At 34.7% G+C, this 26,754-nt stretch carries 24 protein-coding genes and 2 tRNA genes; 13 read left to right on the top strand and 13 right to left on the bottom strand.

From position 1 onward, the window contains the following. Window positions 1–88: 88 nt before the first annotated feature. Entirely contained in the window at window positions 89–1,819 is a 1,731-nt protein-coding gene (locus ACFEL3_RS03615) for a hypothetical protein (RefSeq protein WP_138264796.1), read from the bottom strand. 146 nt (window positions 1,820–1,965) lie between these two features. On the opposite strand from ACFEL3_RS03615, the gene pheS reads away from it, so the two are divergent. The 10 genes from pheS (at window position 1,966) to ruvC (ending at window position 10,099) form a co-directional block, all read left to right on the top strand. Continuing rightward, window positions 1,966–3,009 carry a phenylalanine--tRNA ligase subunit alpha gene (pheS, locus tag ACFEL3_RS03610; RefSeq protein WP_010082249.1) on the top strand — a complete coding sequence of 348 codons (1,044 nt, stop codon included), beginning with the start codon at window positions 1,966–1,968 and terminating at the stop codon, window positions 3,007–3,009. Further along, window positions 3,010–4,302 carry a bifunctional UDP-N-acetylglucosamine diphosphorylase/glucosamine-1-phosphate N-acetyltransferase GlmU gene (gene glmU / locus ACFEL3_RS03605; protein WP_010962387.1) on the top strand — a complete coding sequence of 431 codons (1,293 nt, stop codon included), beginning with the start codon at window positions 3,010–3,012 and terminating at the stop codon, window positions 4,300–4,302. A 1,020-nt stretch (window positions 4,303–5,322) separates the two neighbouring features. Continuing rightward, window positions 5,323–5,625: a 50S ribosomal protein L21 gene (rplU, locus tag ACFEL3_RS03600; RefSeq protein ID WP_010082251.1), complete on the top strand. Its 303-nt coding sequence runs from the start codon at window positions 5,323–5,325 to the stop codon at window positions 5,623–5,625. Between the two features lie 10 nt (window positions 5,626–5,635). Further along, the gene (rpmA, locus tag ACFEL3_RS03595; protein ID WP_010082252.1) at window positions 5,636–5,905 is read left to right on the top strand and encodes a 50S ribosomal protein L27; all 270 of its coding nucleotides are present in this window, start codon (window positions 5,636–5,638) and stop codon (window positions 5,903–5,905) included. A 9-nt stretch (window positions 5,906–5,914) separates the two neighbouring features. Next, a tRNA-Ile gene (locus ACFEL3_RS03590) sits at window positions 5,915–5,991 on the top strand. Window positions 5,992–6,048: 57 nt separating this feature from the next. Next, on the top strand, window positions 6,049–7,221 hold the full coding sequence (gene metK, locus ACFEL3_RS03585; RefSeq protein WP_375316742.1) for a methionine adenosyltransferase: 1,173 nt from the start codon (window positions 6,049–6,051) through the stop codon (window positions 7,219–7,221). Window positions 7,222–7,347: 126 nt separating this feature from the next. Further along, window positions 7,348–8,031, top strand: a complete 684-nt coding sequence (locus tag ACFEL3_RS03580; protein WP_038249063.1) for a TenA family protein — start codon at window positions 7,348–7,350, stop codon at window positions 8,029–8,031. Window positions 8,032–8,075: 44 nt separating this feature from the next. Beyond that, window positions 8,076–8,735 carry a TenA family protein gene (locus ACFEL3_RS03575; protein WP_010962391.1) on the top strand — a complete coding sequence of 220 codons (660 nt, stop codon included), beginning with the start codon at window positions 8,076–8,078 and terminating at the stop codon, window positions 8,733–8,735. Between the two features lie 47 nt (window positions 8,736–8,782). Beyond that, window positions 8,783–9,610, top strand: a complete 828-nt coding sequence (locus ACFEL3_RS03570; RefSeq protein ID WP_006279354.1) for a cytochrome c oxidase subunit 3 — start codon at window positions 8,783–8,785, stop codon at window positions 9,608–9,610. After that, a complete protein-coding gene (gene ruvC / locus ACFEL3_RS03565; RefSeq protein ID WP_038199503.1) occupies window positions 9,611–10,099 on the top strand; it encodes a crossover junction endodeoxyribonuclease RuvC in 489 nt (162 codons plus the stop codon). Window positions 10,100–10,143: 44 nt separating this feature from the next. Here the strand turns inward: ruvC and ruvX are convergent, their stop codons facing one another. Beyond that, window positions 10,144–10,611 carry a Holliday junction resolvase RuvX gene (gene ruvX, locus ACFEL3_RS03560; RefSeq protein ID WP_265018027.1) on the bottom strand — a complete coding sequence of 156 codons (468 nt, stop codon included), beginning with the start codon at window positions 10,609–10,611 and terminating at the stop codon, window positions 10,144–10,146. Window positions 10,612–10,914: 303 nt separating this feature from the next. Beyond that, window positions 10,915–11,100: a hypothetical protein gene (locus ACFEL3_RS03555; protein ID WP_138264918.1), complete on the bottom strand. Its 186-nt coding sequence runs from the start codon at window positions 11,098–11,100 to the stop codon at window positions 10,915–10,917. 694 nt (window positions 11,101–11,794) lie between these two features. On the opposite strand from ACFEL3_RS03555, the gene gatB reads away from it, so the two are divergent. Together gatB and ACFEL3_RS03545 are read left to right on the top strand one after the other, a co-directional pair. Beyond that, entirely contained in the window at window positions 11,795–13,219 is a 1,425-nt protein-coding gene (gatB, locus tag ACFEL3_RS03550) for an Asp-tRNA(Asn)/Glu-tRNA(Gln) amidotransferase subunit GatB (RefSeq protein WP_010962393.1), read from the top strand. Window positions 13,220–13,480: 261 nt separating this feature from the next. Beyond that, window positions 13,481–16,279, top strand: a complete 2,799-nt coding sequence (locus ACFEL3_RS03545; RefSeq protein WP_375316741.1) for an ankyrin repeat domain-containing protein — start codon at window positions 13,481–13,483, stop codon at window positions 16,277–16,279. 91 nt (window positions 16,280–16,370) lie between these two features. On the opposite strand, the gene ACFEL3_RS03540 is transcribed toward ACFEL3_RS03545, so the two are convergent. The 6 genes from ACFEL3_RS03540 to ACFEL3_RS03515 all read right to left on the bottom strand — a co-directional run bounded on the left by ACFEL3_RS03540 (window position 16,371) and on the right by ACFEL3_RS03515 (window position 20,802). Beyond that, a complete protein-coding gene (locus tag ACFEL3_RS03540) occupies window positions 16,371–16,790 on the bottom strand; it encodes a YqaA family protein (protein WP_010962395.1) in 420 nt (139 codons plus the stop codon). A 6-nt stretch (window positions 16,791–16,796) separates the two neighbouring features. Continuing rightward, complete coding sequence (gene cysS / locus ACFEL3_RS03535) at window positions 16,797–18,170, bottom strand: cysteine--tRNA ligase (RefSeq protein ID WP_010082300.1); 1,374 nt, start codon at window positions 18,168–18,170, stop codon at window positions 16,797–16,799. Then, window positions 18,163–18,819: an exopolysaccharide biosynthesis protein gene (locus ACFEL3_RS03530; RefSeq protein WP_010962396.1), complete on the bottom strand. Its 657-nt coding sequence runs from the start codon at window positions 18,817–18,819 to the stop codon at window positions 18,163–18,165. The genes cysS and ACFEL3_RS03530 overlap by 8 nt, the downstream gene beginning before the upstream one ends. Before the next feature lie 90 nt (window positions 18,820–18,909). Next, a complete protein-coding gene (locus ACFEL3_RS03525; RefSeq protein WP_010962397.1) occupies window positions 18,910–19,566 on the bottom strand; it encodes an exopolysaccharide biosynthesis protein in 657 nt (218 codons plus the stop codon). Between the two features lie 166 nt (window positions 19,567–19,732). Beyond that, the gene (locus ACFEL3_RS03520; protein ID WP_006013840.1) at window positions 19,733–19,900 is read right to left on the bottom strand and encodes a twin-arginine translocase TatA/TatE family subunit; all 168 of its coding nucleotides are present in this window, start codon (window positions 19,898–19,900) and stop codon (window positions 19,733–19,735) included. Between the two features lie 128 nt (window positions 19,901–20,028). Further along, window positions 20,029–20,802, bottom strand: a complete 774-nt coding sequence (locus ACFEL3_RS03515; RefSeq protein WP_006280146.1) for an ABC transporter ATP-binding protein — start codon at window positions 20,800–20,802, stop codon at window positions 20,029–20,031. A 147-nt stretch (window positions 20,803–20,949) separates the two neighbouring features. Here ACFEL3_RS03515 and ACFEL3_RS03510 point away from each other — a divergent pair. Beyond that, window positions 20,950–21,026, top strand: a tRNA-Arg gene (locus ACFEL3_RS03510). Window positions 21,027–21,127: 101 nt separating this feature from the next. Here the strand turns inward: ACFEL3_RS03510 and uvrC are convergent. Genes uvrC through ACFEL3_RS03490 form a run of 4 tightly spaced genes read right to left on the bottom strand, consistent with a single transcriptional unit; the run spans window position 21,128 to window position 26,692 of the window. Then, window positions 21,128–22,945, bottom strand: coding sequence for an excinuclease ABC subunit UvrC (uvrC, locus tag ACFEL3_RS03505; protein ID WP_010082305.1), 1,818 nt, complete (start codon window positions 22,943–22,945; stop codon window positions 21,128–21,130). Next, on the bottom strand, window positions 22,929–25,046 hold the full coding sequence (glyS, locus tag ACFEL3_RS03500) for a glycine--tRNA ligase subunit beta (protein ID WP_038199670.1): 2,118 nt from the start codon (window positions 25,044–25,046) through the stop codon (window positions 22,929–22,931). Before glyS ends, uvrC begins: the two co-directional genes overlap by 17 nt. Before the next feature lie 3 nt (window positions 25,047–25,049). Further along, on the bottom strand, window positions 25,050–25,889 hold the full coding sequence (locus tag ACFEL3_RS03495) for a glycine--tRNA ligase subunit alpha (protein WP_010082308.1): 840 nt from the start codon (window positions 25,887–25,889) through the stop codon (window positions 25,050–25,052). Window positions 25,890–25,933: 44 nt separating this feature from the next. After that, the gene (locus ACFEL3_RS03490; RefSeq protein WP_138265045.1) at window positions 25,934–26,692 is read right to left on the bottom strand and encodes a phosphatidylglycerophosphatase; all 759 of its coding nucleotides are present in this window, start codon (window positions 26,690–26,692) and stop codon (window positions 25,934–25,936) included. Window positions 26,693–26,754 lie beyond the last annotated feature (62 nt).

The following is a 26,754-nucleotide window of genomic DNA, read 5'->3' as shown; positions in this document are numbered from 1 at the left end:
TTAAAAAACGACAAATTCGTCATCCCGCTACGTGTTAGCGGGATCTAGAGATACCGTGACGGTATGACGTAGGAAAACTGAGCCTGCACTAGCTATAGGCGCGAGAAAGGGGATCGTTTTCACTTACTTGTTCAATAGATTCTATAGAATATTCAGAATATATGAAATAAGCCAAACTCAGAACACATAATGCAGTTAATATTGGTAACCCTATGTTCAATGCTAGCCCAATACTTTCTCTTTTTTCTGGTGGCACTAATCCTTTTAACATTGACACTTTTCCTAACGGAAAATGCCATAAGCAAAGTGTTGATGCAGATGCTACTATTATAAATAGACAAAAATAAGCCTTTTTTGAGGAAAATACAGTTTTTAATGATGATTTGAGTGTAATGTTAGTAGGTGGTAGAGTTTTAGCTTCATTTGTTGCTGGTGAAAGATCTTTAATTGGTAAAGGGTTTGTAGATTTATGAGGAGTATTTTCATGTTGTGGAGAAGGTTGTTGTATATAAACACCTGAAACTAATTTAAGCAATTGCTCTTTTTTTCTATATACTTGTTTTTGTAAATATTCTTTACCTAAAAGTGAGTTACTAAGAGGTTGTGGCCTTTCGAGTATCTGTAATACTTCTGATATCTCGCCTGGCTCTAATATTGCATGTAATTGTTTATCTTGAAAGTAAACAATATTGAATACTGAGCTGAAAATATTGCAAAATGTTTCTGGATCTTGATTTTTGTATCCACTCATCACTTCAATAAATATTTTATCGAGTTTTTTCCCCCTGTGCTCAATTTGGTTATCTATCATAGCTACTCTAGCATCATTTTGTGCTTGTTTTATGGCTAATGGTTTTTCTTTCTCTGATAGTTCTTTGGTCTGCTTTTTTGACTTCTTTTTTCTGTTAGCCTTAAAATACTCTGTGTGCGAAGTAGTTTGACCTACATTCTGTTCTGCTTCTTGAGGTATTGGATTTTCTATACTACCCCCTGTCATCCGAGTAGCTTGACTACTTGGATCCATGTTTCTTTTTTCCTGGTCAAACGCTGGAATAACACCAAATGGTATATTGTTGCTCTGTATAGAAAATTTTGGCAATTGTTGGGAAAAGAATTGTGACGTATTAAAAAAATTGGGTAGACAGAAAAAAGATCTAAACCAGAAAACGTTTTCATGCATTGCAGCAACTACTATCGAAACACGTGTAACTTGTTTTCCATTATTTGTTACATCGAAGCCAAATGAGCCTGTAACTGGTACGATTTGTTTATTTTGTGCATTTTTTTGGTTAGTTTCACTCTGTTCTTTTTTGTCTTCATTTTCAGTTTTTTCTGCATGTTGTAGCTTTTCATTTAGAAATAACTCGATTTGGTACAAGTTGTCCAGGTTAATGTTTTCAACGTCTGTTTGTAGCGTTATCGTTGTGCCCTGCAGAAGGATTTGAGGCGGAGCACTATTTACGAATTCTTCTACAGTTTTATAACTGTTAGTTTTACAGTAGTTATTATATAGTTCACTGCTTTCTTTGGGCACTTTTATGTTGGCTGTAAAATTTTTTTCCCGGGAAAGGCAGATTTTGAAAAAATTAATTAAAGAGTTTATTCGAAATAATCTTATATTAAAGGTGTCTTTATCTGTTGCTGTTAGCTCAAATGAAAATTCTTGTATATTACTTTCAATACTTCTCGAGCGAATAGTACTGATCTTAATTGTTTCGCTAGAAAATGCTTTACTTATGTTTCTGGATTTTTCCTTAAAGAGCTTAGGTAAATCCTCTATTTTATACTTATTCTTAGTTTCAGTATTACTGTTGTGCATAGTTGATACAGCAAATTCATCAACGCAAAGGTAAATAAAAAAGATTAATCAGTCAATAAATTAATAATCAGAATAGGGCAATTTTTCGGATTGTTGATGATATTTAAAATTTCACTATAATGAAAGTTTAAGCCAGCGTTTTTAAGATGAATAAAGAGTTATTAGATGACATACTTTCACTTGAAGATAAAGCAGTTTCCGAAATTGAGAATGCTTCTTCTTTACAAGATTTAGAAAAAGTTAGGCTATCATATTTGGGAAAAAAGGGTGTAATTAAAGCTTATTTTGACAACTTAAAAGAGATAGAAGACGCAGGAAAAAAGCGCAATTTAGGCGAAGTTATCAACGTTTTACGTAATAAGCTAGATCAGCTTATAATGAATAAGGAGAATATACTAAAAGCCGAAGAAGTTAACTTTAAATTGCAGAACGAGGCAGTTGATATCACGTTGTCTGCGAGGCCAGAAAAAATTGGCAAGGTCCATCCACTCAGTAAGGTTCTAAATGAAGTAAAGCTTATTTTTGCACATATGGGTTTTAAGGCAGTTGATGGCCCTGACATTGAAGATGAATTTCATGTATTTGATGCACTGAATACTCCAAGTCATCATCCTGCACGAGAGGAGCAAGATACCTTCTACTTAAAGAATAAAATAGATGATAAAAGAATGGTACTGCGCACTCACACCTCATCTGTACAGATTAGAACCATGGAAAAAACAAAAAAATTCCCAATTAAAATAGTAGCCGCAGGTAGAGTATACAGAAACGACTTTGATGCAACTCACACCCCTATGTTCCATCAAATAGAGGGGTTATATGTCGATGAGAATGTCAATATGGGCCAGTTAAAATTTACTATTCATCACTTCCTTAATAAGTTCTTTGGCGATAAAGGGCTGAAGATACGTTTTCGTAATAGTTTTTTCCCTTTTACCGAGCCTTCTGCGGAAGTGGACATAAGTTATAAAGGTAGTAAATGGATAGAAGTACTGGGATGCGGTATGACGCATCCAAATGTATTTCAAAATGTTGGAATAGACCATACTAAATACAACGGTTTTGCGTTTGGCATTGGTATAGAAAGGCTTGCAATGCTAAAATATCAAATTAGCGACTTGAGGAGCTTTTATGACAACAAAATCAGCTGGCTTGATCATTACGGTTTTCATTTTTCATCTTTAAGATAAGTGATAAGTAAAACTCATACGTTCGTTATACTTGCTTCAGGGCATGGCAGGCGGATGAATTCAGATTTGCCTAAGGTCCTACACAAAATAGGCAGTTTTTCCATGCTCCAGCATGTCATTTACAATGCAAAACAGTTAAATCCTGAAAATATTGCTGTTGTAGTTGATCAGCCTTTAATTGAAAGACTAAAGTGTTTTAAGGATATACAGTTAATTACACAAGAATTAACACTTGGCACGGGAGATGCGGTCAAAACTGCGATGAGAAACCTAAGAGAATTGCCAGATTCAAGCATAGTTGTTGTGCAGTATGGGGATACTCCGCTCATAAAAAGCAGCACAATAACTAAAATGATTAGTTATTTAGAAGGCAAGGCTCTAGTTTGCCTAGGTTTTAGGACAAGCAATAAAGAATACGGTAGGTTAATTATTGAGAATGGTTCCTTAAGAGAAATCGTAGAAGCAAAGAGTGATAAAAATAATCATGAAGAATTTCTTGCAAATGCTGGAATAATGGTTGCATGTGCAAAGAATTTACGTGAATTGGTGGAGAAAATAGAGTGCAATAGCTCAACTCATGAATATTACTTGACCGATATAGTTTCCATTGCAGTGAAGAGTAATTTAAATGTCGGTTACGTTATTACCGGTGGAGAAGAAGCAACGGGAATAAATAACAGAAATGACCTTATAAAAGCTGAGTTTTACTTTCAAGAAAATAAAAGAAAAATTTTTACCGACTCCGGAGTAACGCTTGTTGCACCAGAGACTGTTTTCTTTTCTCTTGATACGCAAATTGCCAGAGATTCAGTTATTTACCCATATGTTTTTTTCGGTACTGGAGTGAAAATAGAGTCTGGTGCGAAAATACTGCCATTTTCGCATTTAGAAAACTGCTTAATTAAAAGTAATGCTGAGGTCGGTCCATTTACCAGAATACGCGGAAACACAACAATTGGTAATAAGGCAAAAATAGGAAATTTTGTGGAAGTGAAAACAAGTGAAGTTGGTCAAAACACTAGAATAAAACACTTAAGTTATATAGGAAATGCTAAAGTAGGGCAGGAGAGTAATATAGGAGCAGGCACTATTGTTTGTAATTATGATGGGAAAAATAAACATGAAACGAATATAGGGAGCAATTGCTTTGTTGGCGCCAATAGCTCACTAATTGCGCCGCTTAATATTCATGATGAATCTGTAATTGCAGCAGGTAGTGTTATAGTTGAGGATGTACCAGAAAAAAGCCTTGCAATAGCAAGAGAAAAGCAAGTAACTAAGAGAATAAAGTAGTCTAATTTAATTATGTTGTTGTGTCATTTTTAATATTAGACTTCTTGCATAACCATATAACAAACTTTTATTGGGAATAGAAACAAAAAAACTTCCTTGACAAACTCCGCCAGCCCCCTTATCATAACAGTGAAGCTATTGTATTTGCTTTCGCCAATCTGCAGATTAAAAGGTAAGGATTACTTAATGTATCGGCGTCTTATGTTTAATTTTTTGCAGTATATAGATACTGTATGTCTTTACAAAACTTCATCTACATCTAGATTTTTATCTAAATAAGCTGAACGCGCTTATAAAGCGTTACAAGACATCAAAAAATGCCAATACTCGACAGAGATAGTAAAAGACTAGCTAACTCGGGGGTCCTTTGTCTTTTTTTCTGCTTAGTAAATTTCTTAAACATTTGCAGCGTAGGTTAGTTGCAATTAAAAGCAGCTAAATTGCAGTGTTTAAGACTTAAAAAACGCCAATACTGAAAATAGACAATGACTAGGGTTTCTTTTGCCTTTTTTTTCATTTGGTAAATTCCTTAATGTTTATGGCTAAACGACAATCGTCATCCCGCTGCTTGTTAGCGGGATCTATTGCTGAGATACCGCGAATGAATCGCGGTATGACGGTTCGCGGCGGTATGACGTAGGACTGCTGTCATCCCAGTGCGTGACACTGGAATCCCAAAAAAGGATGATGTCATCCTAGTGCTCCTTTTTTTGTCATCCGAGTAGCTGACACTTGGATGACATCGTCATAAAGGAACCAGTGTCAAGCTACTCGGATGACAGGAGAAGGGGCTACTTGCATGACGGTGTCGGTAAACTTAGAGCTATAATAACTATTTGCCTTTTTTCTGCTTAGGTTATGCAAGAAGTCTACTGTCTGAGAAAAGGTAGATAAAAGATGAAAACAGATAGAAGTATTTTAGTAGCTCAAAAAGAACGTTAAGTCATGCTTTTTATTTATATTGACAGCGTATATGACATCGTTTACGATTAAAGTTAATAACAATAATTTATATTTATCATGTTTGCAGTAATTGAGACTGGTGGAAAGCAATATTTAGTAAAAGAAGGTAGTATAATAAAGGTAGAGAAGTTAGAAGCTGAAGAAAAAAAAGAGGTGGAAATCAATAAGGTGATTTGTATTTCAAATAGTGGCTTATCTTATTCATCTAATGCTACTGTTAAAGCTGAAGTGTTGGAGCAGTGCAGGGGGGAAAAAATTATAATCTTTAAGAAGAAAAGAAGAAAAAATTACCGTAGGAAAACTGGTCATAGGCAGTATATAACTGTTCTTCGTATAAATGAAATTAGTCTTCAAAAGTAAGAGGTAAGATATGGCAACTAAAAAATCAGGTGGTAGTTCCTGTAATGGTAGAGATTCAGCGGGTCGTAGGTTAGGAATAAAGAAGAATGGGAAGGTTATTCCTGGTAACATAATTGTGCGCCAAAGAGGCACAAAATTCCATCCTGGAAAGAATGTTGGTATAGGTAAAGATCATACGATTTTTGCTAAAATAGAAGGCTGGGTCAGCTTTAGAAGATCAGCAAATAAAAAGACTTTTATTGATATCTTGCCTACAGATAATATGAAAGCTTCAGCTTGAATAAATCAGGGGTCTGTAGCTCAGGTGGTTAGAGCGCACGCCTGATAAGCGTGAGGTCGGAGGTTCAACTCTTCCCAGACCCACCATTTAGTAGTTACTAACTGTGTTTTCTATAGCGGTTTTGATATTGTATAAGCAAAAACATGAGTTTATATAAAAATTTAGTAACCAGTGAATCAGTGGCGGCTGGTCATCCAGATAAAGTAGCAGATCAAATTTCAGATGCAATACTTGATGAGTACCTTTTTACTGATCCTTTTGCGCGAGCTGCAATAGAGACTTTAGTCACCAAAGATAACGTTATTATAGCTGGGGAAGTGTTTGGGCCTAACATCAAAAATAGCAGGATTGAAAGTATTGTACGGAATACAATAAAAGATATTGGTTACAAGCACGATGGGTTCCACTGGAGAAAAGTGAAAGTAAATATATTGCTGCATGAGCAATCAAATGACATTGCAATAGGGTTGGATCAAGGTGCTGGAGATCAGGGCATAATGTATGGCTATGCAACAACAGAGACAGAAAACCTTATGCCGGCACCCATTTTTTATGCACACTCGATTCTGAAAAATATCATGAGCGCAGTTAAAGAAGCAAAACTTGGTCCAGATGCAAAGTCACAAATCACTTTGGCATATGAGAATAACCTCCCGGTACGTGCTGAAAGTATTATTGTCTCAATACAGCACCCTGAGGATTTGGATCAATCAAAAGTAAAAGAAATAATTTACCCTTACATAGTTTCATCTTTACCTGAAGGATGGATGTGTCCTGAGGAAAATCTCTTAGTCAATCCAACTGGTAGATTTGTTATTGGTGGACCGGTTAGTGATTGTGGATTAACCGGACGAAAAATTATGGTTGATACTTATGGAGGTTATATTCCACACGGTGGAGGAGCGTTTTCCGGAAAAGATGCAACCAAAGTTGATAGATCTGCGGCTTATATGGCAAGATATCTTGCTAAAAATATTGTCTTTGCAGGTTTGGCTGAACGTTGTCTTGTGCAGCTTTCTTATGCAATTGGTGTATCAAAACCTACTTCACTCTATATTGATACATTTGGTGCGAATAAGGTAGAGGAAAGAGTAATTAAAAAGTTTATCGAGAATAATATAGATTTATCAACAAAAGGCATAATCAAGCATTTATCGCTTAATCATCCTATATATAAACGTACAGCCTGTTATGGACATTTTGGTAAAGAGTCAGAAAGTGACGGTGGATTTTCTTGGGAAAGCATAAACTTGTCTGCTGATCTTCGTAGAGAATTCAATATAGAAGGTAATAGTAAAATTTCTTTAGATTGCTAAAATTTTTGATTTACAGCCCCATATTTATATACTAGCTTATTGTTAAAGCATAGCACGCTTTTTCATAATAATTATACCATATTAGTAATAATTTTTATATTCAATTTTTATTGTGAGGCTTATAAAGTGTATAACGAAATAGAAGGAGAACTGTACAACGTAATTGTAAAAGAGTTTTCTGATCTTATTGATAAAATAAAAGAACACCCTTTTAATGTTGAATTGATAAATAATACATTAGATTATGAAAAATTCAAATTCTACCTTCAGCAGGATTTTCTGTATTGTATAGATTGCGCTCGTGCTTTTTTAATTGTTGCAGCTAGAGTTGATGATATTGAAATGATGAGTAGTTTAATCAATTTGGCACAAGGAGCATTTTATGTTCGAGAACAGTATAAAAAATATTTTGAAGATTGTGATCTATCTGATGATCACAAAAAGTCAAGAGCTTGTTCTGCCTTTACTGACTTTTTCATGAGTGCCGCATATCACAATTCTGTTAATGAAGCTTTAGTAGCATCTTATTCTTGCTTTAACATATACCAAATCGTTATACGCCATATGGTAAATGAGATAACAACTAAAGGGGTTAAAAATAACAAATACAAAGAGTGGATCAACATTTATAGTAGCGAAACAGTAAATGCTGTAATTGATGAGGTTACTGATATTACAAATAAGCTATATAAAAAAGCTAGTGACTGTGAAAAAAAGAGGATGTATGAGTTTTTTAAGAAAGGGCTGGAATTAGAAATAATGTTTTGGGATGAGGCATATTACTCTAATATATCTAGCAAAGAATATTAGCAGCGGATTATTTACGTTAACTTGATCTTTTATCGGTAACTACAGTGTTCAGTGGCATAATTAGGAGCTGTTACGGGTCAAATCTTTTAAAGGATATAATTGAGCATCCTTTTAATGTTGAGTTAGCGAATAACACCCTAAATATAGAGAACTTCAAATTCTATGCTCAACAAAAGACGTTGTTCTTAGGTGATTATATTCGTACCACCTTAATTACTGCATCCAAAATGGAAGATTATAGTAGTATTATCTCGCTTGCTGAAGTAGCCCAAAGAGTAGTGACTGTTAATAGAATGCTATATGACTACTACTTTACTATGTACGGTATAAGTCGCGAAAAGAAATCTCTTGAGTGTTTTAATTTCACTAATTTTCTTTTATCCATCTCGCATAGTAATACCTATGAGGCTATGACGGTTTTGTATTCTTGCATGTTTATATACGAGACTGTCGTTGATAGCATGAAAAATAGATTCAAGAAAAATAATAGATATAGGGATTGGTTTAATTTTTGTTACAGTGATTCAGTAAAGTCTGGATGCATTATTTTGGAAAATATTGTTGATGGATATTGCAGCAGAGCAAGAGAAAACGAAAAGAGCAGAATGCTTGAGTTGTTTAGAATAACTGCACAATTTGTGTTAGATTTTTTGAACGGTGCATATAATTTTTCAAGATTCAATCAATTTCCTAAGGAACATTGACAATTTTAAGCTAATTTGTATCCTTAATAAGTATTTTTTAAAATGCTATGAAAAGTAAAGAACATGATTTTCATTTAGTGGATCCAAGCCCTTGGCCAATTGCTGTATCAGCAGCAATTCTTATTCTTGCACTTGGATTAGTTGGCGCGCTTCATAAACAAATTGTCGGAATGTTTTGTTTAGTTTTGGGAATCTCCGCAGTATCAGGGGTGCTGTTTTATTGGTGGAGAGATGTAATAAGGGAGGCCATTTATGACAAATGTCACACTGCCATTGTAAAACATGGACTCAAATTTGCAATGTACTTGTTTATTCTCTCGGAGGTCGTATTTTTTATAGTGTTCTTTTGTTCATTCTTTAAGGCCTGGCTTGATCCAGTTTTTTTATTTGAGGCGTTTTCTCCTGCAAAAAAAGTTGAATGGCCCCCTGAGGGAATTTTGCCACCTGATCCGTGGTCACTACCATTCATGAATACATTAATATTATTGCTTTCTGGTACAACAATTACTTGGGCAAATCACTCTTTACTTAAAAATGATAAAAAGAGCATGATTAAAATGCTGTCCATAACTATATTGCTTGGAGTTTTTTTTATAATAGTGCAAGCAATAGAGTATCATGAAGCGAGTTTTTCTCTACAAGAAACAGGAGAAAAGCTTATTTATACATCCAATTTTTATATGATTACCGGTTTTCACTGCGCACACGTTATAATAGGAATAATATTTTTATCAGTGTGTTTATTTAGAGCACGGAAAGGCCAATTTACACTTCAGGACCATTTGTGCTTTGAGTTTGCCTCCTGGTATTGGCACTTTGTAGATGTAGTCTGGATATTTTTATTTTTGTTTGTCTATTGGTTAAGCGTTTATTAAGTGGTTAAAATAATAGGTCTAGATCCAGGAATAAGCAAGACTGGGTGGGCCATTATCAGCCTGAACGAAAAAAATAATATTGAATTTTTGGGCGGCGGTACCATATCAACTGATGGTAAATTGGGTACAGGTGAACGCCTACATATAATTTTTGAACAATTAAAGAAAGTAATTTCCCTATACTCTCCGAATGAAGCTGCGGTGGAGAAAATTTTTGTTAATAAAAATCCTAAATCTTCACTAACTTTAGGATATGCAAGAGGGGTTGTAATTTTAGCGTTAAAAATAACAAAGCTAACTATGAATGAATATGATGCAAACTATGTAAAAAAAAGCATTACCGGAAATGGCCATGCTGATAAGGATCAGATTATATTTATGGTGAAGCAAATAGTTAAAAATTTGAGTATAAAATGCCACCATGCTGCTGACGCTCTTGCTGTAGCAATTTGTCATGCTTATACGAAAGGTTCTTGTTTTGTTGAGTAACTTTTATATGGGATTCAGTTTGAAGATTTCCAGATCTGGAAAAACTATTTGATTGTATTTATCTTGTCTAACGTTCGTTGCAAAATAATACATGCGGAGATTTTATCATCTATTTTTTTCGATTTTGTGATTGATATTCCAGTAATTTTTAGTGTATGAGTTGCGATAGATGTTGAGAAGCTTTCGTCTTGTAAGTATATATTTACTTTATATTTTTTTATTATTTTATTTGCGAATTGGATTATAGTTTTACACCATTTAGTTTCTTGCTCGTCCATTTTTAATGGTAGTCCTATTACCATTGATCCAGATTCATTTTCTTTGAATATTCTATGCAGATAACCTAAATCTTTGCTCATATTTTTTCTGTGATATATGCTATGAGCTGTGGCTATGAGCTGTATTTTATCGCTAAATGCTATGCCTATTTGCTTTTCTCCCATGTCAAGGCACATTATGCGCTTATCTTTTGGAATAGACTTTAGAAACTCATCTGGATTTCTATGTAGCATCTATTAGACTTCCTTTAAAGTGACCTTACCAAAAAAGTGGAGAGAAAGTTAAGAAAATTTTTTACAAAAAGAATAATGAATCAAATTGCTCAGGAATGCAATAGACTTCTTGCATAACCCAAACTAAGTAGAAAAAAGGTATCATCTAAGTAGCTGACACTGGTTTCCATCCAAAAGGGCAGTGCCCCTATGATGTCATTCCAGTGCTTGACACTGGAATCCAGACTTTAATTGTTATACTTGTAAATAAGTCTGGTGAGAATAGACGTTCATCTCAAAATGCAGTATTTTTGTTGAAATAGCTCAACTGGATTCCAGCGTCACGCGCTGGAATGACACCTTTGTGTTTGCATAGCTGTACGAACATTGTGATTTGAGAGCAATCTCCACAAGGGAGGATGTCATTCCAGTGCCCAGACACTGGAATCCAGGAAAAAGAATGGTGTCATCCAAGTAGCTGACACTGGGATCCAGAAGACTTAATTTCAACCAAATAATAAAGGCTGGATCCCAGTGCTTGGCACTGGAATGACAGCAATCCTACGTCATACCGCAATTCATTCGCGGTATCTCGGCCGCTAACAAGTAGCGGGATGACGGTTATCGTTTAGCTACAAACATTAAGAAATTTACCAAACGAAAAAAAAGGCAAAAGAAGCCCCGTGGTTGGCTAATTACTTACATTATACTTTCAAGTATGGCGTTTTTTTATTCTAAACACTTAATAACCGCGATTCAGTTGCTTTTAAACCGCAACTAATCTAAATTATAAACGTTAAGAAATTTACTAAACAGAAAAAAAGGCAAAAGAAACCCTAGGGTAGCTAGTTATTCACTATCCATTTTTTAAGTTGGCGTTTTTTTATGTTTTAAACGCTTTATAAGCGCGTTTCAGCTTATGTAGGTAGAAGTTTGATAAAGACATAAGGTGCACATAGTGCAAAAAATTAAACATGAGACGCCAGATACGTGAGTTTTTTTGTCATTTAATCTGTACAGAGAAGATAAATAAACAGCTTCAATTTTATGATAAGAGGGCTGGCGAAGCTTGTCAAGTAATCTTTTGCATTTAACCCGTTTCTATGGGTAAAACAATCTGCATACCACTTAGCTAACATGAGTTTTGTTTTGACTTTTTGTGCTAATTTTGCAGAATATTAAGATTATCATTTAAATAAAATACATGACGAAAGAGGATTGGGAAGCGGTAATTGGGCTTGAGGTGCATGCTCAAGTTTCTTCTAATACGAAGCTATTTTCTAGCTCATCAACGGAATTTGGTGCTGAGCATAACACTCAAGTTTCTCTAGTTGATGCGGCAATGCCAGGTACGCTGCCAATACTAAATTATTACTGCATAGAGCAAGCAATACGCACTGGTCTTGCACTTTCTGCAGAAATTAATAAGTATTCTTACTTTGATCGGAAAAATTATTTTTATCCTGATTTACCGCAAGGTTACCAGATAACCCAGTTTTTTGAGCCAATAGTTAAAAATGGTAGAGTATTTATCAACGACAATGAAAAGGAAATAAGAATTGCGAGAATTCATTTAGAGCAAGATGCAGGAAAGAGCGTTCATGAGGAAAGCAAAACTTATGTAGATTTAAATCGTGCAGGGGTTGCTTTAATGGAAATTGTTTCAGAACCAGATCTCCGTTCATCTGCGGAAGCTGCAGAATGCATGAAAAAATTGAGGCAGATTTTGCGTTACATTGGTTCGTGTGATGGTGATATGGAAAAGGGATCACTTCGTTGTGATGCAAATGTTTCTGTCCGCCTAAAAGGCAGTAGTACATTTGGCACTCGTTGTGAAATAAAAAATCTGAACTCGATACGTTATATTGTGCAAGCTATAGACTATGAAATACAAAGACAAATTGAAATTTTAGAAAGTGGAGAAGAAATAAGTCAAGATACCTTATTGTTTGACGTTGCTTCGGGAAAAACAAAAGTGATGAGAAGCAAAGAGGATGCAAGCGATTATAGATACTTCCCTGAGCCTGATTTATTACCTGTTGAGGTAAGCCAGGATAAAATTGATTTAATTCAATCATCTTTGCCCGAGTTGCCAGATCAAAAAAAGCTGCGATACATTGAGGAATTGGGTATCAATGAATACGATGCAAACGTCATTACCTCCGATAAAGCAATTGCTGATTATTTTGAGGAATTGATAAAAAAACATGATTCAAAGCTCGCCGTTACCTGGTTAACCGTAGAGCTTTTTGGTCGTTTGAATAAAGCAGGTATTGATATTGTGAGCTCCCCAATCAAAGCAAATGCTTTGTCCGAACTCTTAGATTTTATCGTTGATGGAACAATCTCTGCTAAACTTGGCAAGCAGGTATTCGATAGTATGTTTGAAACTGGCAAACCTGCATCTTTAATTATAGAAGAGCAAGGCCTAAAACAAATAACCGATAGAGGTCAAATATCAGAAGTTATCGACAAAATCATCAATAACAACCAAGATAAAGTTCAAGAATACAAAAGCGGTAAAACAAAGTTATACGGATTCTTTGTCGGCGAAGTTATGAAACTTACCAAGGGAAAAGCCAGCCCTGATGTCGTGAATTCAATTTTGAGTGAAAGATTAAGTAATTAGTCACATTTTTTTATTTACATAACAGCACATCTCGTAGATATTCTCAGATTTACGCTACGATATCTGTATATCATGACATATAACTTTTTTACCATTTGTTGGTACTATTTTTAAAATTATGTGAGGTTGAGGATGCTTGAAGATCATCCTGTTTAGGGGGCAAAATGTTCTCGCCATGGTATTGACTATCAAGAGTTGTGGCTCATATTATTTCTCATGCGTGTGATGGATAAAAAATGTCCTTTCCGCTTAGCTACAGAATTGAAGTCAGCTGCAGGCTTTGATGATGTTGTTCTCCAATGTAAGCAAAATAAAACAACAATACATAGGTTTGTGCAAGTCAAACACAAACAAGATGGAACTGAAAAAATCAGTGTAGGTAGCTTATTAACAAAGAGTGGTGAGTTTAATTTGTTGAAATACTTTATTGCTTATTTAAAGATCAAAAGTAATGGAAAGTTTAAGGGTGAGATGAAGTATTTTGCTATTGTTACGAATATTGATTTTGATTTCACAGATTCAGCACAACATGAAGTGAGAAAGCTGAGAATGATGTCGAGTGGAAAGAATAAAGAAAAGGAAATTTCAGTTATAAGAATAGACACACAAGATGAGTTTCTGGATGTAGGTGATGGTGTAAGATATAAATTTGATAATAGTATTATCTCATACTTGCAGGAAAATAAGGATTTTATAAAGGGTAAGGTAGGTAGAGAAGTCAGTGATAAAGAAGTCGAAGACTTTTTAAATGAACTAGTGTTTGCGGTTAATTTGCCCAATGAAAGTCAGCTAAAAGAATTGTTTAAAGGTGAGATGAGTGGTAGATTGGCCAAAAAGTTTGGCTATGTTGGTGACAATGAAATCTTTTGCAATGACCTTCTGGAGAAAATATCAGACTGGGTGAAAGATATAAAAGGACGTTTTCTTTCGCCAGAAGAAGGAAAAGAATTTTTCCAAAAAGTGGAGCTATGGGCCAGCACTCTATGTGGGATAGAACGAGGGGTAAAGAAAGGGAATAAAGGAATTGATAAAATAGCAAAACAACAGCATAAGGATAGTAAAACACTGAATGAAATACATGCAGCTGTAACAGCGCAAAATAACAAGCAAAGACCCCATAAGAAACCTTATGGTCCTCGTGACAAAAAATCGAAAGCAAGAGAAGAAGGAGATATAGAAGAATCAGATGAATTTGATGAAATAGAAGCTTTAGAATTTGTTAAAAGGGCTTTGAATATAGAAAACAATTTACAGAATAAGGAAATAAAAAAGCTAGCACAGGAACTACAATATTCCCAATTGGCTTTAAAACTAGCGGTTACATATATTAGTGAAGAAAATATTGTATTTAGTCATAGGGGTAGAAAAAGGATTAGAGTTGGTGGCTATCTGAAAAAGTGTGAAAAGATAGCAGAGAAGCTACTTGACTTTAAGTCCGAATATAAAAGTGATCGTTATGCTAAGGCAACTTTCATAACTTGGAAAATTACAATTGATGCTATAGTGCAAAAAAAATTTGGGCCGGAAGCATTGAGCATTCTCGAGATAATGGCCTATTTTTCTCCTAATGAGATTTATATAGAAGAAATCTTTTCACAGCAAGTAGCTAATGATAAAGAAGCGTTGTGGAATGCTGTTGAGTTACTTAATCGATATTCAATGATTAAATTAAGGAAAGGAGTAGTAAATATTTACAGACTAGTGCAAAAGGTGACTAGATTAAAATTACAAGAGAAAGGCCGAGAAGAAGAGGTCTTAAGGAAAGCTCTAGAATTGATAAACAGTTATGATGTATTAATAGATAATTCTATTGTTGCATCTGTTTGGGGATATGTGAGTAAGTATGGTGAGTTAATTGACGAATTTTACTTTAATCCTATTTATGGTAAATGGAAATATACACCGTTGCATTCACTTGCCGAAAGTGGCAGTTATGAGGCAGTTAGGTGCGTATTAACACATATGGAAGAAAAACACCCAGATAAATTTAATTGTGTTGTTAATGCTAGGGATGGATCTGACAGCACTCCATTGTGTTCAGCTGTTGAGAGTGGAGGATTGGACATAGTGCAATATTTTATCAATAAGGGTGCAGATGTCAATGCTAAGAGCAGATATGGTATCACTCCGTTACATCAGGCTGTTTATGATGGAAGGGTTGATATAGTAGAATACCTTATAGGCAAAGGGGCGGACATTAACGCTAAAGATGAAAGTGGCTTCACTGCGTTACACTGGGCTACTATGATGTATAGGGTTGACGTGGCTAAGGTACTATTAAAACATAATGCAGATGTTAATGCTAAGGATAAAGATGGCGATACTTCGCTACATCTTGCTACTAAGATGGGTAGGGTTGCCGTAGCTAAGGTACTATTAGAACATAATGTAGATGTTAATGTTAAGAACGAACAAAATAGAATTTCGCTGCACTATGTTGCTAGAAGTGGAAGTATAGAAACGATAGAATGCCTCATTGAAAAAGGTGCCGATGTTAACGCTAAAGATGAAAATGGCAACACTCCGCTACACTTTGCTGCTATTATGGGAAATTTTGACACGGCTAGAGTGCTACTAAAACACAATGCAGATGTTGATACTAAGAATAATAGGGGAATGACAGCATTGCATTATGCCACTGATTTTGATCACCAAGAACTTGTGGAGTTACTTTCAGCTCGTGATACAAATTCTATTGACGATGGGATGTGTATGGTTGCTTTAGCTAAGACACTATTGAAACACACCACAAATGTTAGTGTTAAGAACGAATGCAATAAAACTCCACTGCACCATGCTGCTAAAATTGGAAGTGAAAAATTAACAAAATACTTCATTAAAGAAGGGGATGATGTTAACGCTAAAGATGAAAATGGCAACACTCCGCTACACTTTGCTGCTATTATGGGAAATTTTGACACGGCTAGAGTGCTACTAAAACGCAAAGCAGATGTTAATGCTAAGAATAATAGGGGAATGACAGCATTACATTATGCCACTGATTTTGATCATAGGGATCTTGTGGAATGGCTTTTAGCTCATGGTGCATCCATCCTGTGACTACTGAAATTTTGCATTTAATTTATAGCTCCGCTTCTATCAGGGCATAGGATGACAGAAGTGGGCTTTAATGGCTGTAGTACTATAGCTGTTATACTCCAAAAGTAAGTATTAGATATAACAAATAGAAGAAATTAGATAGAATGATTAAAGGGGCAAGGGTATAAAGGTTTAACTTAAAATAACCTGATAAAATTTGAATCACACTTCCAAGTGCTGGCACCCATGAAAGTAATGTAACTGCACAAATCAGTAGATTTTTTACGATTTTTGGTGTTTTATGCTCGTTCTCTAGTTTGCGGTATGATTTTCGTATAGAGATTGTTATTCTACCTAAATACCAGTTAACTATTCCACCAAGGCTTGATCCTAGTACTCCAAAAAATAACATCAGTAGTGGAGTGTGATACGACCTGAAATAAAGCATGGTATTGAACACAAAACCTTGATGTATGGGTAAGACTAATGATGATACTAGACTATCTGTGAATAACAGAAAGTAATTTTCCATATGAGTTTACCAGGTTGTTGTACCATCTTCATTGTCAGAAATTGTAATCCCCATTTGTTTCAACTGATCCCTTATTTTGTCTGCAGTATCGTAATTTTTATTTTTTTTTGCAATTTTTCTTAAGTCTATCAACCTTTCTATTTCTTGATGATTTACATCCACAGCAAACCACTTTTCATAACTTGACTCAAGAAGACCAATAAATCTGGCACTCTTAACAAAACTCTCAGTTAATTTTAGCTTTTCACTTTCATTACTCATTTTGTTAATTTTTGCAGCCATTTCATGTAATATAGCTAGAGCTTCAGGAATGTTTAAGTCGTTTTTTAAAGCGTCTATAAAATCTTTAGAAATCTCTGCGTTACTTTCATCAATATTTATTGTATCTAAACCACGTGATAGCCGATAAAATTTATTTAAGGTTTCCTGTGCGTCAGAAATAACGTTTTCTGTCCAATCAAGTGGTTTTCTGTAGTGAGTTTTGAGCAGTGCATAGCGTATTACTTCACCCTTTATTCCACTATCTAGCAAATCTCTTACTTTGACTATATTAAATAAGGACTTGCTCATTTTCTCTTCATTTACTGTAAGAAAACCGTTATGTATCCAGTATTTTGCAAACATTGATCCAGCAAATGCAGACTTACTCTGTGCAATTTCATTTTCATGGTGAGGAAATTGTAAATCTATGCCGCCACCATGAATATCAAAATCTTTGCCAAGGTAAGCATATGACATTGCTGAGCATTCTATATGCCATCCAGGTCTGCCCTCTCCCCATGGGCTATTCCAATAACTTGAAAGTTTGTAGTCAATATCATTTGCAGGCTTCCACAGCACAAAATCTCCCGGGTGCTTTTTATTTTCATTAACTTCAACTCTGCTACCTGGAACCAATTCATCAGTTTTTTTTCCTGATAAAGCACCATATTCATGGTAAGATTCTATATTAAAATACACATGTTTGTCAGATTCATAAGCGTGGCCTGATTGCAGCAAATGTTCAATTAATTTTATAATATAATCTACGTTTTTCGTTGCTTTTGGCTCGTGTGTTGGCTCTGCACAATTTATGCTTCTCATATCTTCATGAAAAGCCTTGGTGTAATATGTGCTGATACTTTCTATGTTGCTATTTTTTTCACTTGCTGCATTAATTATCTTATCATCAATGTCGGTTATGTTACGCACATAGGTAACTTTGCCATAACAAAACTTAAGTAGCTGAAATAACACATCATACACAACAACAGACCGTGCATTGCCTATATGTGCTGTGTCATATACTGTTGGTCCGCAAACATACATTTTCACATGATCTTTATCGATAGGTGTAAAAAGCTCCTTTTTTTTTGTTAAGGTGTTGTAAAGCCTAACCATATACGAAGCTTTTGAGAAAAGAAAATGCCCCAATGATAAGTTGTGGCCCTTTGACTACTACAACAAGAGTAAGCAATAGCCCACACAATGATATTAAAACTCCCAATATGGATAGAAACCCATCTTTACTCATAATGCCAAGCGAAATAAGAGTCGTACCAATTGCAGGAATGAAGTTAGTAAGAGGCAATGGAAGAGCTATCGATAATGCAGAAAGCAACATTACAAAAGCTAAAATCTTTTCACCGGGCCCATAGAAAATAAAAGACATTCTTGGTTTCATGAACTTTTCTATTTTTTTTAATGCTGGAGAAGTTTTCTCTACCACAAAAGCTAGTGTTGAACGCTGAAAAGACCTTCTTTCCAACCAATGCGGCATCCAAGGAGAATCAAATCCAAATAGAAGCTGCAGTGAGAATAAGATTAAAGGTATAGAAAGAATAGTTGTATAACCAGGTGGAACCGGTATAGGCACCGATAGCGGCAAGGAGAAGATGATTATTAAAATACCAAAACCACGCTCATGCAAAGCTGTTTTAATGTCAAACAAAGTTACTTTATCGCTATCATTGTTATTGGTATCTGCAACTTCTTTTAGAATATCAGAAGCTAATTTATCACTTTTAGTCAACTTATCATTTTTTGACACGAAAAACCTTTGATAAAAATAATTCTTAACACAATTATTGTTTTATTTCAATATGCATTATTCATTTTGCGCTAGTAATTCGTTCTTTTGTTAAAGTGTTGTAAAGCTTTTAAGAAGAGAAAGTGCTCCGGTTATAAGTTGTGGTCCTTTGACTATTACAACAAGAGTAAGCAACAACGCGCACAATGATACTAAAACTCCCAATATGGATAGAAACCCGTCTTTACTCATAATGCTAAGTGAAATAAGAGTTGTGCCAATTGCAGGAAGGAAGTGAGTAAAAGGTAATGGAAGAGCTATTATTATTGCACAAAGCAACATCATAAAAGCCAGAATCTTCTCACCAGGCCCATAGAAAATGAAAGACAGTCTTGGCTTCATGAATTTTTCTATTTTTTCTAATACAGGGGAAGTTTTCTCTACCACAAGAGCTAGTGTTGAACGCTGAAAAGATCTTCTTTCTAGCCAACTGGGCATCCAAGGAGAATCAAATCCAAATAGAAGCTGCAGTGAGAATAAGATTAAAGGTATAGAAAGAATAGTTGTATAACCAGGTGGAACCGGTATAGGCACCGATAGCGGCAAGGAGAAGATGATTATTAAAATACCAAAACCGCGCTCATGCAAAGCTGTTTTAATGTCAAACAAAGTTACTTTATTGCTATCATTGTTATTGGTATCTGCAACCTCTTTTAGAATATCAGAAGCTAGTTTTTTATCTTTAGTTAGTTTCTCACTTTTTTGCACAATTATCCTTTAATAAAATATTCCTCTTAAGCTAACATAGTTGTTGCTGTATTTCAATATTTGTTATTTATTTCATACCAACACTTCATCTCTTTCATTCTTTAACCTGACTAAGTTTTTAAACAGATGACATGCACTAAGGTGCATGTCACGAAGTATGAGGACGCTAACGATCTGGTTCATTAGACGATAATTTTTCTGAGTCCTTAAGCTCCTGTTTAAGGTTTTTGATGCCTTTTCCTAAATCACCCATAACTTGCGGTAATCTGCCTGCACCAAACAGAACTAAAATTATTATTAAGACTAGAAACAATTGCCATGGTCCTAAACTCATTTTCACCTCCATTTAAAATATTGACCTTTAAATATTAAAACTTGACTGAAGTCAAGTAACACATAGATTATATCACCTTTATTTAATTATAAATCAAGGTTTTTTAATTATTTTATAACAATCCCAAACTAGATTATTTTCTTGCAGCGAATAAGTGGAAACTTTTCGCTTAACTGTAGAGTAGAAGAGAGCTCACTAAAAAACTTTGCTAGCGTATCATCTTTAGGCTTATGGTATATATCGCTAGAAACTCCTGATTGAATAATTTTACCATTTTTCATTACGTAGATAAAATCTGCAACTTTCAATGCTTCTTGCGGGTCATGAGTTACCATTAGCACAGGGATATTTTTACTTCTAAAAAGGGACAATATATGTTGTCTTATTCGGCACTTGAGCAGTATATCTAAATTAGAAAATGGTTCATCTAACAACACAACATCAGGGTTTTGTGCCATCACTCTTGCTATTGCAACTAATTGTTGCTGTCCTCCAGATAAGGCGTTAGGGTACATATTTTCATATTTTTCTATATTGAGTAACTTCAAGATTTCCAATGCAATTAGGTGCTTTTCTCTCTTGGAAGAGCTGCGGATAGCAAAGGTTATATTTTCTACTACTGTTTTATGAGGAAATAATGCAGAATGCTGAAAAATCAATCCGATATTTCTATGCTCTATAGCGACTGATGCCTTATTACTTGCAACTAACCTATCATTTATAAAAATAGTTCCAGATTTTGGATTTTCTATCCCCGCAATTAATTTCAAAATTGTTGACTTGCCACAGCCAGAATGCCCCAATAAACATGCAACATTTCCTTTCTTTACTTTAATGTTTATATTGCTTAAAGCAAAGTCGTTTTGATTGTTATAGAAATAACCAATATTGTTAACTAGCATTAATCTTACTTAAACCATGTTATTAAATATAATAGCATTATACTCAAGAAGTACAGAAATGTTTTTTGTCGTCATAAATTGGTTATGCAAGAAATCTAGAAAAGAAAGGATTTTTTGCTATAACTTTACATGAATGGTAGGAAATACGGGACTATAGCTCAGCAGGATAGAGCGTTGGACTCCTAATCTGAAGGTCGTGCGTTCGAATCGCACTAGTCCCACCACATTGCTTCACAAATTTTATGGAGATTTTTTTTCACAAATACGCACACCTTTTTTTGCGGTTTTAAGATATAAATTCCCTAATAATAAAACGGGTTTTGTGTCATTCCAGTACTCCTCTCTTATAATTCACGTATTTAAGAATGACTTCTGCTAAACCTTTACTAATTCCAGGTACGTTTTGAATTTCAGCCAGAGAAGCTTTGCTTATATTTTTCACTGAACCAAAATAAGACATCAACGCTTTTTTTCTTTTGTTGCCAATGCCGGGTATTTTGCTTAATTGTGAAACTATAAACTGTTTATCGCGTTTTTTTCTATGTGAAGTTATCGCAAAACGGTGGGCTTCATTACGCAGCGATTGTAAGTAAAGCATGACTTTGCTGTCATTTGCCAGACTGAATTCTTCCCTGCCCAGCATATAAAATCTTTCATTTCCTGCGTTACGATCAGGACCTTTTGCCATACAAGCAAAAGGAACGTTTATATTCAATACTTCCAGTACATTCTGTACTATGGAAACATGTCCTGGTCCACCATCAATCAGTAAAAAATCAGGTATTATGCCTTTTATATTGCCGGAGAAACGTCTGGTTAGCACTTCCCTCATCATTTTATAGTCATCGCCTGAAAATTTTTCCTTTATAGTAAATTTTCTGTACTCACTCTTTAAAAAACCCTCCTGCCCTGCAACAATCATCACACCAATTTGCTGGCTTCCAGAAATATGGCTATTATCATAAACCTCGATACGCTTTGGAATGTTTGGTAACAAGAAGATTTTGCTAAGCTCCTCAAGCTTTTCTAGGTTATTTCTATAATCGATAAGCTTCTGCTCTAAGCTATGCTGAGAGTTATCATAAACAAATTTCAATAAATCACGCTCTTTTTTATTCTTTGCATGCAGAACTTTTACTGGCTTTTGAGCAACCTTATATAGTGCTTGTTCTATAATTTCCTTATCCACAATAGAATCTGGAACGTAAATTTGTATTGGAGGTATGTTAGCTGAATTATAAAAATTGACCAAAAAGGTGGATAAAATTTCATCATTTGAGTGATCACCACAGTTCTCGGCAAAGTAAGGAGTGCTGCCGTAGTTGTCTTTATTTCTAAACGATAACACACTAATACATGCTAGATCCTCTTCACGTACAATACTGAAGAAATCTGCATCTTTTTCAAAAGAAAAATCCGTGTGCTGTATTTGAATTTGCTCAAGAAACTTTACCCGATCTCTATATATAGCAGCAAGCTCATAGTTTTCTTCACTGCTGCACTTTCTCATTGTGAAAAGTAACTGTTCTTTCACTTCCTTATTTCTTCCAAGCAATGTATTTCGTGCCTGTTTTACTGATTGGCAGTAGTCGTCTTTTGTGATTTTGTTTATGCATGGTGCTGAGCAGCGCTTAATTTGATATTCAATACATGGTCTTTTTGTTGAGGAAAAGTATTGATCTGAACATACTCTTAGGAGAAAAGCTTTTTGCAATGACAATATAGTTTGCTTAACAGCAGCGGCAGATGTAAAGGGACCATAATAATGAAACTCATTTTTCTTAAATTTGCCTCTATATTTTGCTATTCTTGGATAATCGTGCTTGGAAATTGTTATATAAGGATAAAATTTTCCATCCTTGAGCACAATATTATAAAGTGGTTTCAATGATTTTATTAGCTGTGCTTCAAGAAGCAGTGCTTCGATTTCATTCTCAGTGATGAATATTTCAACCTTAATAACCTGTAAGAGCATAACTCTAATTCGTTCAGAAAGGTTTTCGAATTGAAGGTAGTCGGATAACCTTGACTTTAAGTTTTTTGCTTTTCCAACATATAAAACTTTATTCTTATCTCCAACCATCTTATACACGCCACAGGATTGTGGAGATGATTTGATTTGTTCTTTATATTGCCTGAGCATTTATCCATTGTTTAACCTGTATGAGGTTAAAATCTGCTACTAAATGAAAGATGGAAACTACATTTTCAAGCAAAGATAATCTGTTTCTTCTCAGCTTATCAGAATCACAGTTAATCTTTATACTGTCCATAAACTGATTGATAAACGGAGCAAAACCAGCAAGTTCATCAAGTGCTACATTAAAGTGGTTATTTTTTATCGCTTGTTTTATGTTTTTACAAGCAGTTATAGCACAATTTGATAGCGCAATTTCTTCACTTTCAATCAAAAACCTCTTACCGTAAGATGCACTATAAGTAGTGCCATCACTTTTCCTTGCTTTGCTCATCATGTTACTGACTCTTTTGTAAGTGCTTAGAATTTGTTCACCTTCTGGAGTACTAAGATAACGATCCAATATAACAGTTCGCTTTTCTGCTGTCAGCAGATCATTAATATCGATTTTATATAGTATTGAATCTACAACATCTTGCCTTATATCTCTATTTTTTAAAATAACCTTGAATCTTTCTAAGCAAAATCTAAATACTAGTTCTGAAATTTGTTTTCTATTCGGCTTATCAACTGACGCTGTATTTTTATTAAATAGAAGCCTTGAATATAAAGATACTGACTTGTCTATCATTAGCCTAATTGGAACATGCAAATTATTTTCAAGTATTGTCCTAATTATACCAATTGTCATTCTCCGCAAACCAAATTGATCATACGAACCAGAGATTTTCTCACCTGCTGCAATTAAACCAACTAAGCTATCCACTTTGTCTGCAATTGACACAGCAATTGCAGAAGGAGATTTAGGACACTCCTGCTCTGGCCCGATTGGCTTATAATGCTCAGTTATAGCTTCCACTACTTCTTTATCTTCTTGAAAATAAGAAGCATAATATCCACCCATTACTCCTTGTAATTCTGGAAACTCTCTGACTATCGATGTTGCCAAATCAGCTTTTGCCAAATATGCAGCACGTTCAACTTTTATCAGCGAAGCATGTGGAATAAATATAGCTATATACTTTGACAGAGCCGTAATACGCTTCACCTTTTCCCCCACGCTGCCAAGTGAAGCATGAAATAATATCGAACCTAATTTTTTGACATAATAATCTAGATTTTCCTTTTTATCTTGAGATATTAAAAATTGGGCATCAGCAAGACGTGCTTCTAATATTCTTTCGTGCCCTTTAACAACTTCACCATTGTTGACGTTGACAACAGTGACAAAGTGTGAAATTCTCTTTCCATTACTTAAAGCAAGGTATTTTTGTTGTGTATTAACTATACTAAGTATTACTTCCTTCGGTAATCCAAATGACTTTTCTTGATTCACTTCACCAAACAGTACGATTGGCCACTCTATAAGCCCTGTCAATTCATTTAGTAAATAATCATTTTTCTCAAGTTGTAAATTCTGCTCTTTTGTGAATTTATTAATCTGATCTAGTATAAATTGCTTTCTTTTGTCCATTTGGAGAATTACACTGTTTTTTTCTAGCAATTCAAAATAGTCTTTAGGTGCTTTAACAGTTAACGCTGTACCACTTGAGAGAAATCGATGGCCATATGTTGTGTTAGATGCTGTGATCCCTGCAAAAGACACAGGTATTATTTCGTCATTTAAAATGCATAAAATGTTTTTGATTGGCCTAACCCACCTTTCTTTTCCTTCGCCCCATCTCATGCTCTTCAACCAAGAAAAGTTTTTGAGCATTTCCTCCAGTTGATTTTTGAGGAATTCTCTGATGTTAAATGAGCAGCTTTCTCTTTTAATGAAGTAAAAATCCTCATTATTTACTTTTCGAACGAGCAAATCTTCTTCATTTTTCTGATATTTTCTTAAAAAACCTTCGATAGCACTTTTTGGTGCGTTAATGTTTGGTCCCTTAACTTCGTTATTGGAATCCTTTAGCTCCAAAGCATTTATGTTGTCGACAAATAGGGTAATGCGACGTGCCGTTATAAAAACCTCCATTGATGTAAATTTTACATTATTTTTGTTAAAAACATTGGCAATACAGCTTTTAACTTGAGTTGCAACTACATTCTGCATTCTCGGTGGTATTTCTTCTGAAAGGCACTCAAATAATAACTGCAACGACATACGCTATTTACTCATGTACAATTCACAACATTTTTTTGTTAGCTCTCTAACTTTACCAATATAAGCTGTACGTTCATTCACACCAAGCACACCTCTTGCATCAAGCAGATTAAGTAGGTGACTAGTTTTAATACATTGGTCATAGGCTGCCATTGGTAGCTCCTTTTCAATAAGGAACTTACACAATTTTTCCGTATCTTCGAATTGCTGCTGTACCACTTTAGTATCATAATAATCTAACGCTAGATAAGAAAATTCATATTCTCTTTGTTTAAAAATATCTCCGTAAGTTACACCGTTATCGTTCCAAATTATATCGTAAACATTATCTACACCTTGTATGCACATTGCTAAACGTTCCAACCCATATGCCACCTCACCAGGAATCATCTTGCAGTCAATCCCTCCAACTTGCTGTATATAAGTAAGCTGTGTTACTTCCATTCCATTGCATGTAACTTCCCATCCAAGTCCTGATGCACCAACGCTCGGATTTTCCCAATCATCTTCAACAAACTTAATATCATATTTTTCTGTAGATATGCCAAGAACTTTTAAGCTATCTAAATAGACGTCTTGTAAATTATTACCAGATGGCTTTATTATAACTTGATATTGGTGATGTTGATACAAACGATTAGGATTATCACTATAGCGTCCATCTGCTGGCCTAATTACTGGTTGTAGATATGCAATTTTTGCCGGTTTTGTATCAATTGCAGACATAATTGTTGCAGGATGTAATGTGCCAGCACCAACTTCAGATGTGTATGGGTGAAGTATAACACATCCTTCACTAGCCCAAAAATCTTGTAACTCTTTTATTATACTTTGTAAGTTCACACAAATTGTACACTTTTTATACTAAATATATAAATAAATAAGTACTATTCAATACCTATTTTTTTAACAGTATCATGTAAATAATCACCTAAAACTGCTGAACTTTCCCTCACATACTGAATTATGCTTTTATTTAGGACAATTGCATCATGCATAGTTAAATCGCAGAATATAAATGCTGTTAAATACAGTAAAATCACCGCATAAAATGTGTGAAAAATCCCCTCAAATGTAATTGACATTGCATTATTATAGCTGAGCTGTATTGAACTTATTGGCCATGGTTTTATCACTTCTACGACATTAAAAAATACGTAAGGTATCATAAGAAAAAAGAAAAAGTGCATAAAATCATTAAACCAAAATGGGCATTGAAACATCTGCTTACATATATTCCCATAGAGTTTACTTACAGCATAATAAATCGACATCATTGCCGGCATTGAAAGTGCTACAGTCAGTACTTGCCCTGACGCTATTTGTATTACTATTTCTTCACCACTGTTTGCTGAAGGGTCTTGAGCATGAAAAATAAATATTCCAATTAATTGCATTACTAACATAACTATTGCCAATTTTGTAAAAACAGCAGCTACAACTATTCCTGAGTCTGGCATTTTATATAGTAAGTATTCGCCTCCATATGTAAGAATTAATATAACATCGACAATAAATAATATTAAAAAAGAAGACCAATAGTTCTGCCAACTTGGTAAATATCCTATTCCTAAAAGAGAGCTTACTGTTTTAGCAGGAAAAACCTTGCCTAGCATCTTTCCCAAAAATTTAAAAAAAATCCCCATGTTCTAAGTAACACTTGGTTTATATTATTTATAATACTGTATTGTAACGGACTTATCAACAA

The sequence above is a fragment of the Wolbachia endosymbiont (group A) of Opomyza germinationis genome (genome assembly GCF_964264765.1).
Taxonomy (GTDB): Bacteria; Pseudomonadota; Alphaproteobacteria; order Rickettsiales; family Anaplasmataceae; genus Wolbachia; species Wolbachia pipientis.
The sequence above is the reverse complement of the archived record's forward strand: the minus strand, read 5'-3'. Positions and strand labels throughout refer to the sequence as shown.

What these genes read in the sequence shown, in the direction of transcription:
- uvrC (WP_010082305.1), bottom strand. Translation starts at nt 22,945, where the DNA reads ATGCTCAGGCAATATAAAGAACAAATCAAATCATCTCCACAATCCTGT.
- ACFEL3_RS03570 (WP_006279354.1), top strand. Translation starts at nt 8,783, where the DNA reads ATGAAAAGTAAAGAACATGATTTTCATTTAGTGGATCCAAGCCCTTGG.
- ACFEL3_RS03490 (WP_138265045.1), bottom strand. Translation starts at nt 26,692, where the DNA reads ATGGGGATTTTTTTTAAATTTTTGGGAAAGATGCTAGGCAAGGTTTTT.
- ACFEL3_RS03515 (WP_006280146.1), bottom strand. Translation starts at nt 20,802, where the DNA reads ATGCTAGTTAACAATATTGGTTATTTCTATAACAATCAAAACGACTTT.
- pheS (WP_010082249.1), top strand. Translation starts at nt 1,966, where the DNA reads ATGAATAAAGAGTTATTAGATGACATACTTTCACTTGAAGATAAAGCA.
- ruvX (WP_265018027.1), bottom strand. Translation starts at nt 10,611, where the DNA reads ATGCTACATAGAAATCCAGATGAGTTTCTAAAGTCTATTCCAAAAGAT.
- cysS (WP_010082300.1), bottom strand. Translation starts at nt 18,170, where the DNA reads ATGGTTAGGCTTTACAACACCTTAACAAAAAAAAAGGAGCTTTTTACA.
- ACFEL3_RS03615 (WP_138264796.1), bottom strand. Translation starts at nt 1,819, where the DNA reads ATGCACAACAGTAATACTGAAACTAAGAATAAGTATAAAATAGAGGAT.
- glyS (WP_038199670.1), bottom strand. Translation starts at nt 25,046, where the DNA reads ATGTCGTTGCAGTTATTATTTGAGTGCCTTTCAGAAGAAATACCACCG.
- gatB (WP_010962393.1), top strand. Translation starts at nt 11,795, where the DNA reads ATGACGAAAGAGGATTGGGAAGCGGTAATTGGGCTTGAGGTGCATGCT.
- rpmA (WP_010082252.1), top strand. Translation starts at nt 5,636, where the DNA reads ATGGCAACTAAAAAATCAGGTGGTAGTTCCTGTAATGGTAGAGATTCA.
- rplU (WP_010082251.1), top strand. Translation starts at nt 5,323, where the DNA reads ATGTTTGCAGTAATTGAGACTGGTGGAAAGCAATATTTAGTAAAAGAA.
- ACFEL3_RS03520 (WP_006013840.1), bottom strand. Translation starts at nt 19,900, where the DNA reads ATGAGTTTAGGACCATGGCAATTGTTTCTAGTCTTAATAATAATTTTA.
- metK (WP_375316742.1), top strand. Translation starts at nt 6,049, where the DNA reads ATGAGTTTATATAAAAATTTAGTAACCAGTGAATCAGTGGCGGCTGGT.
- ACFEL3_RS03540 (WP_010962395.1), bottom strand. Translation starts at nt 16,790, where the DNA reads ATGGAAAATTACTTTCTGTTATTCACAGATAGTCTAGTATCATCATTA.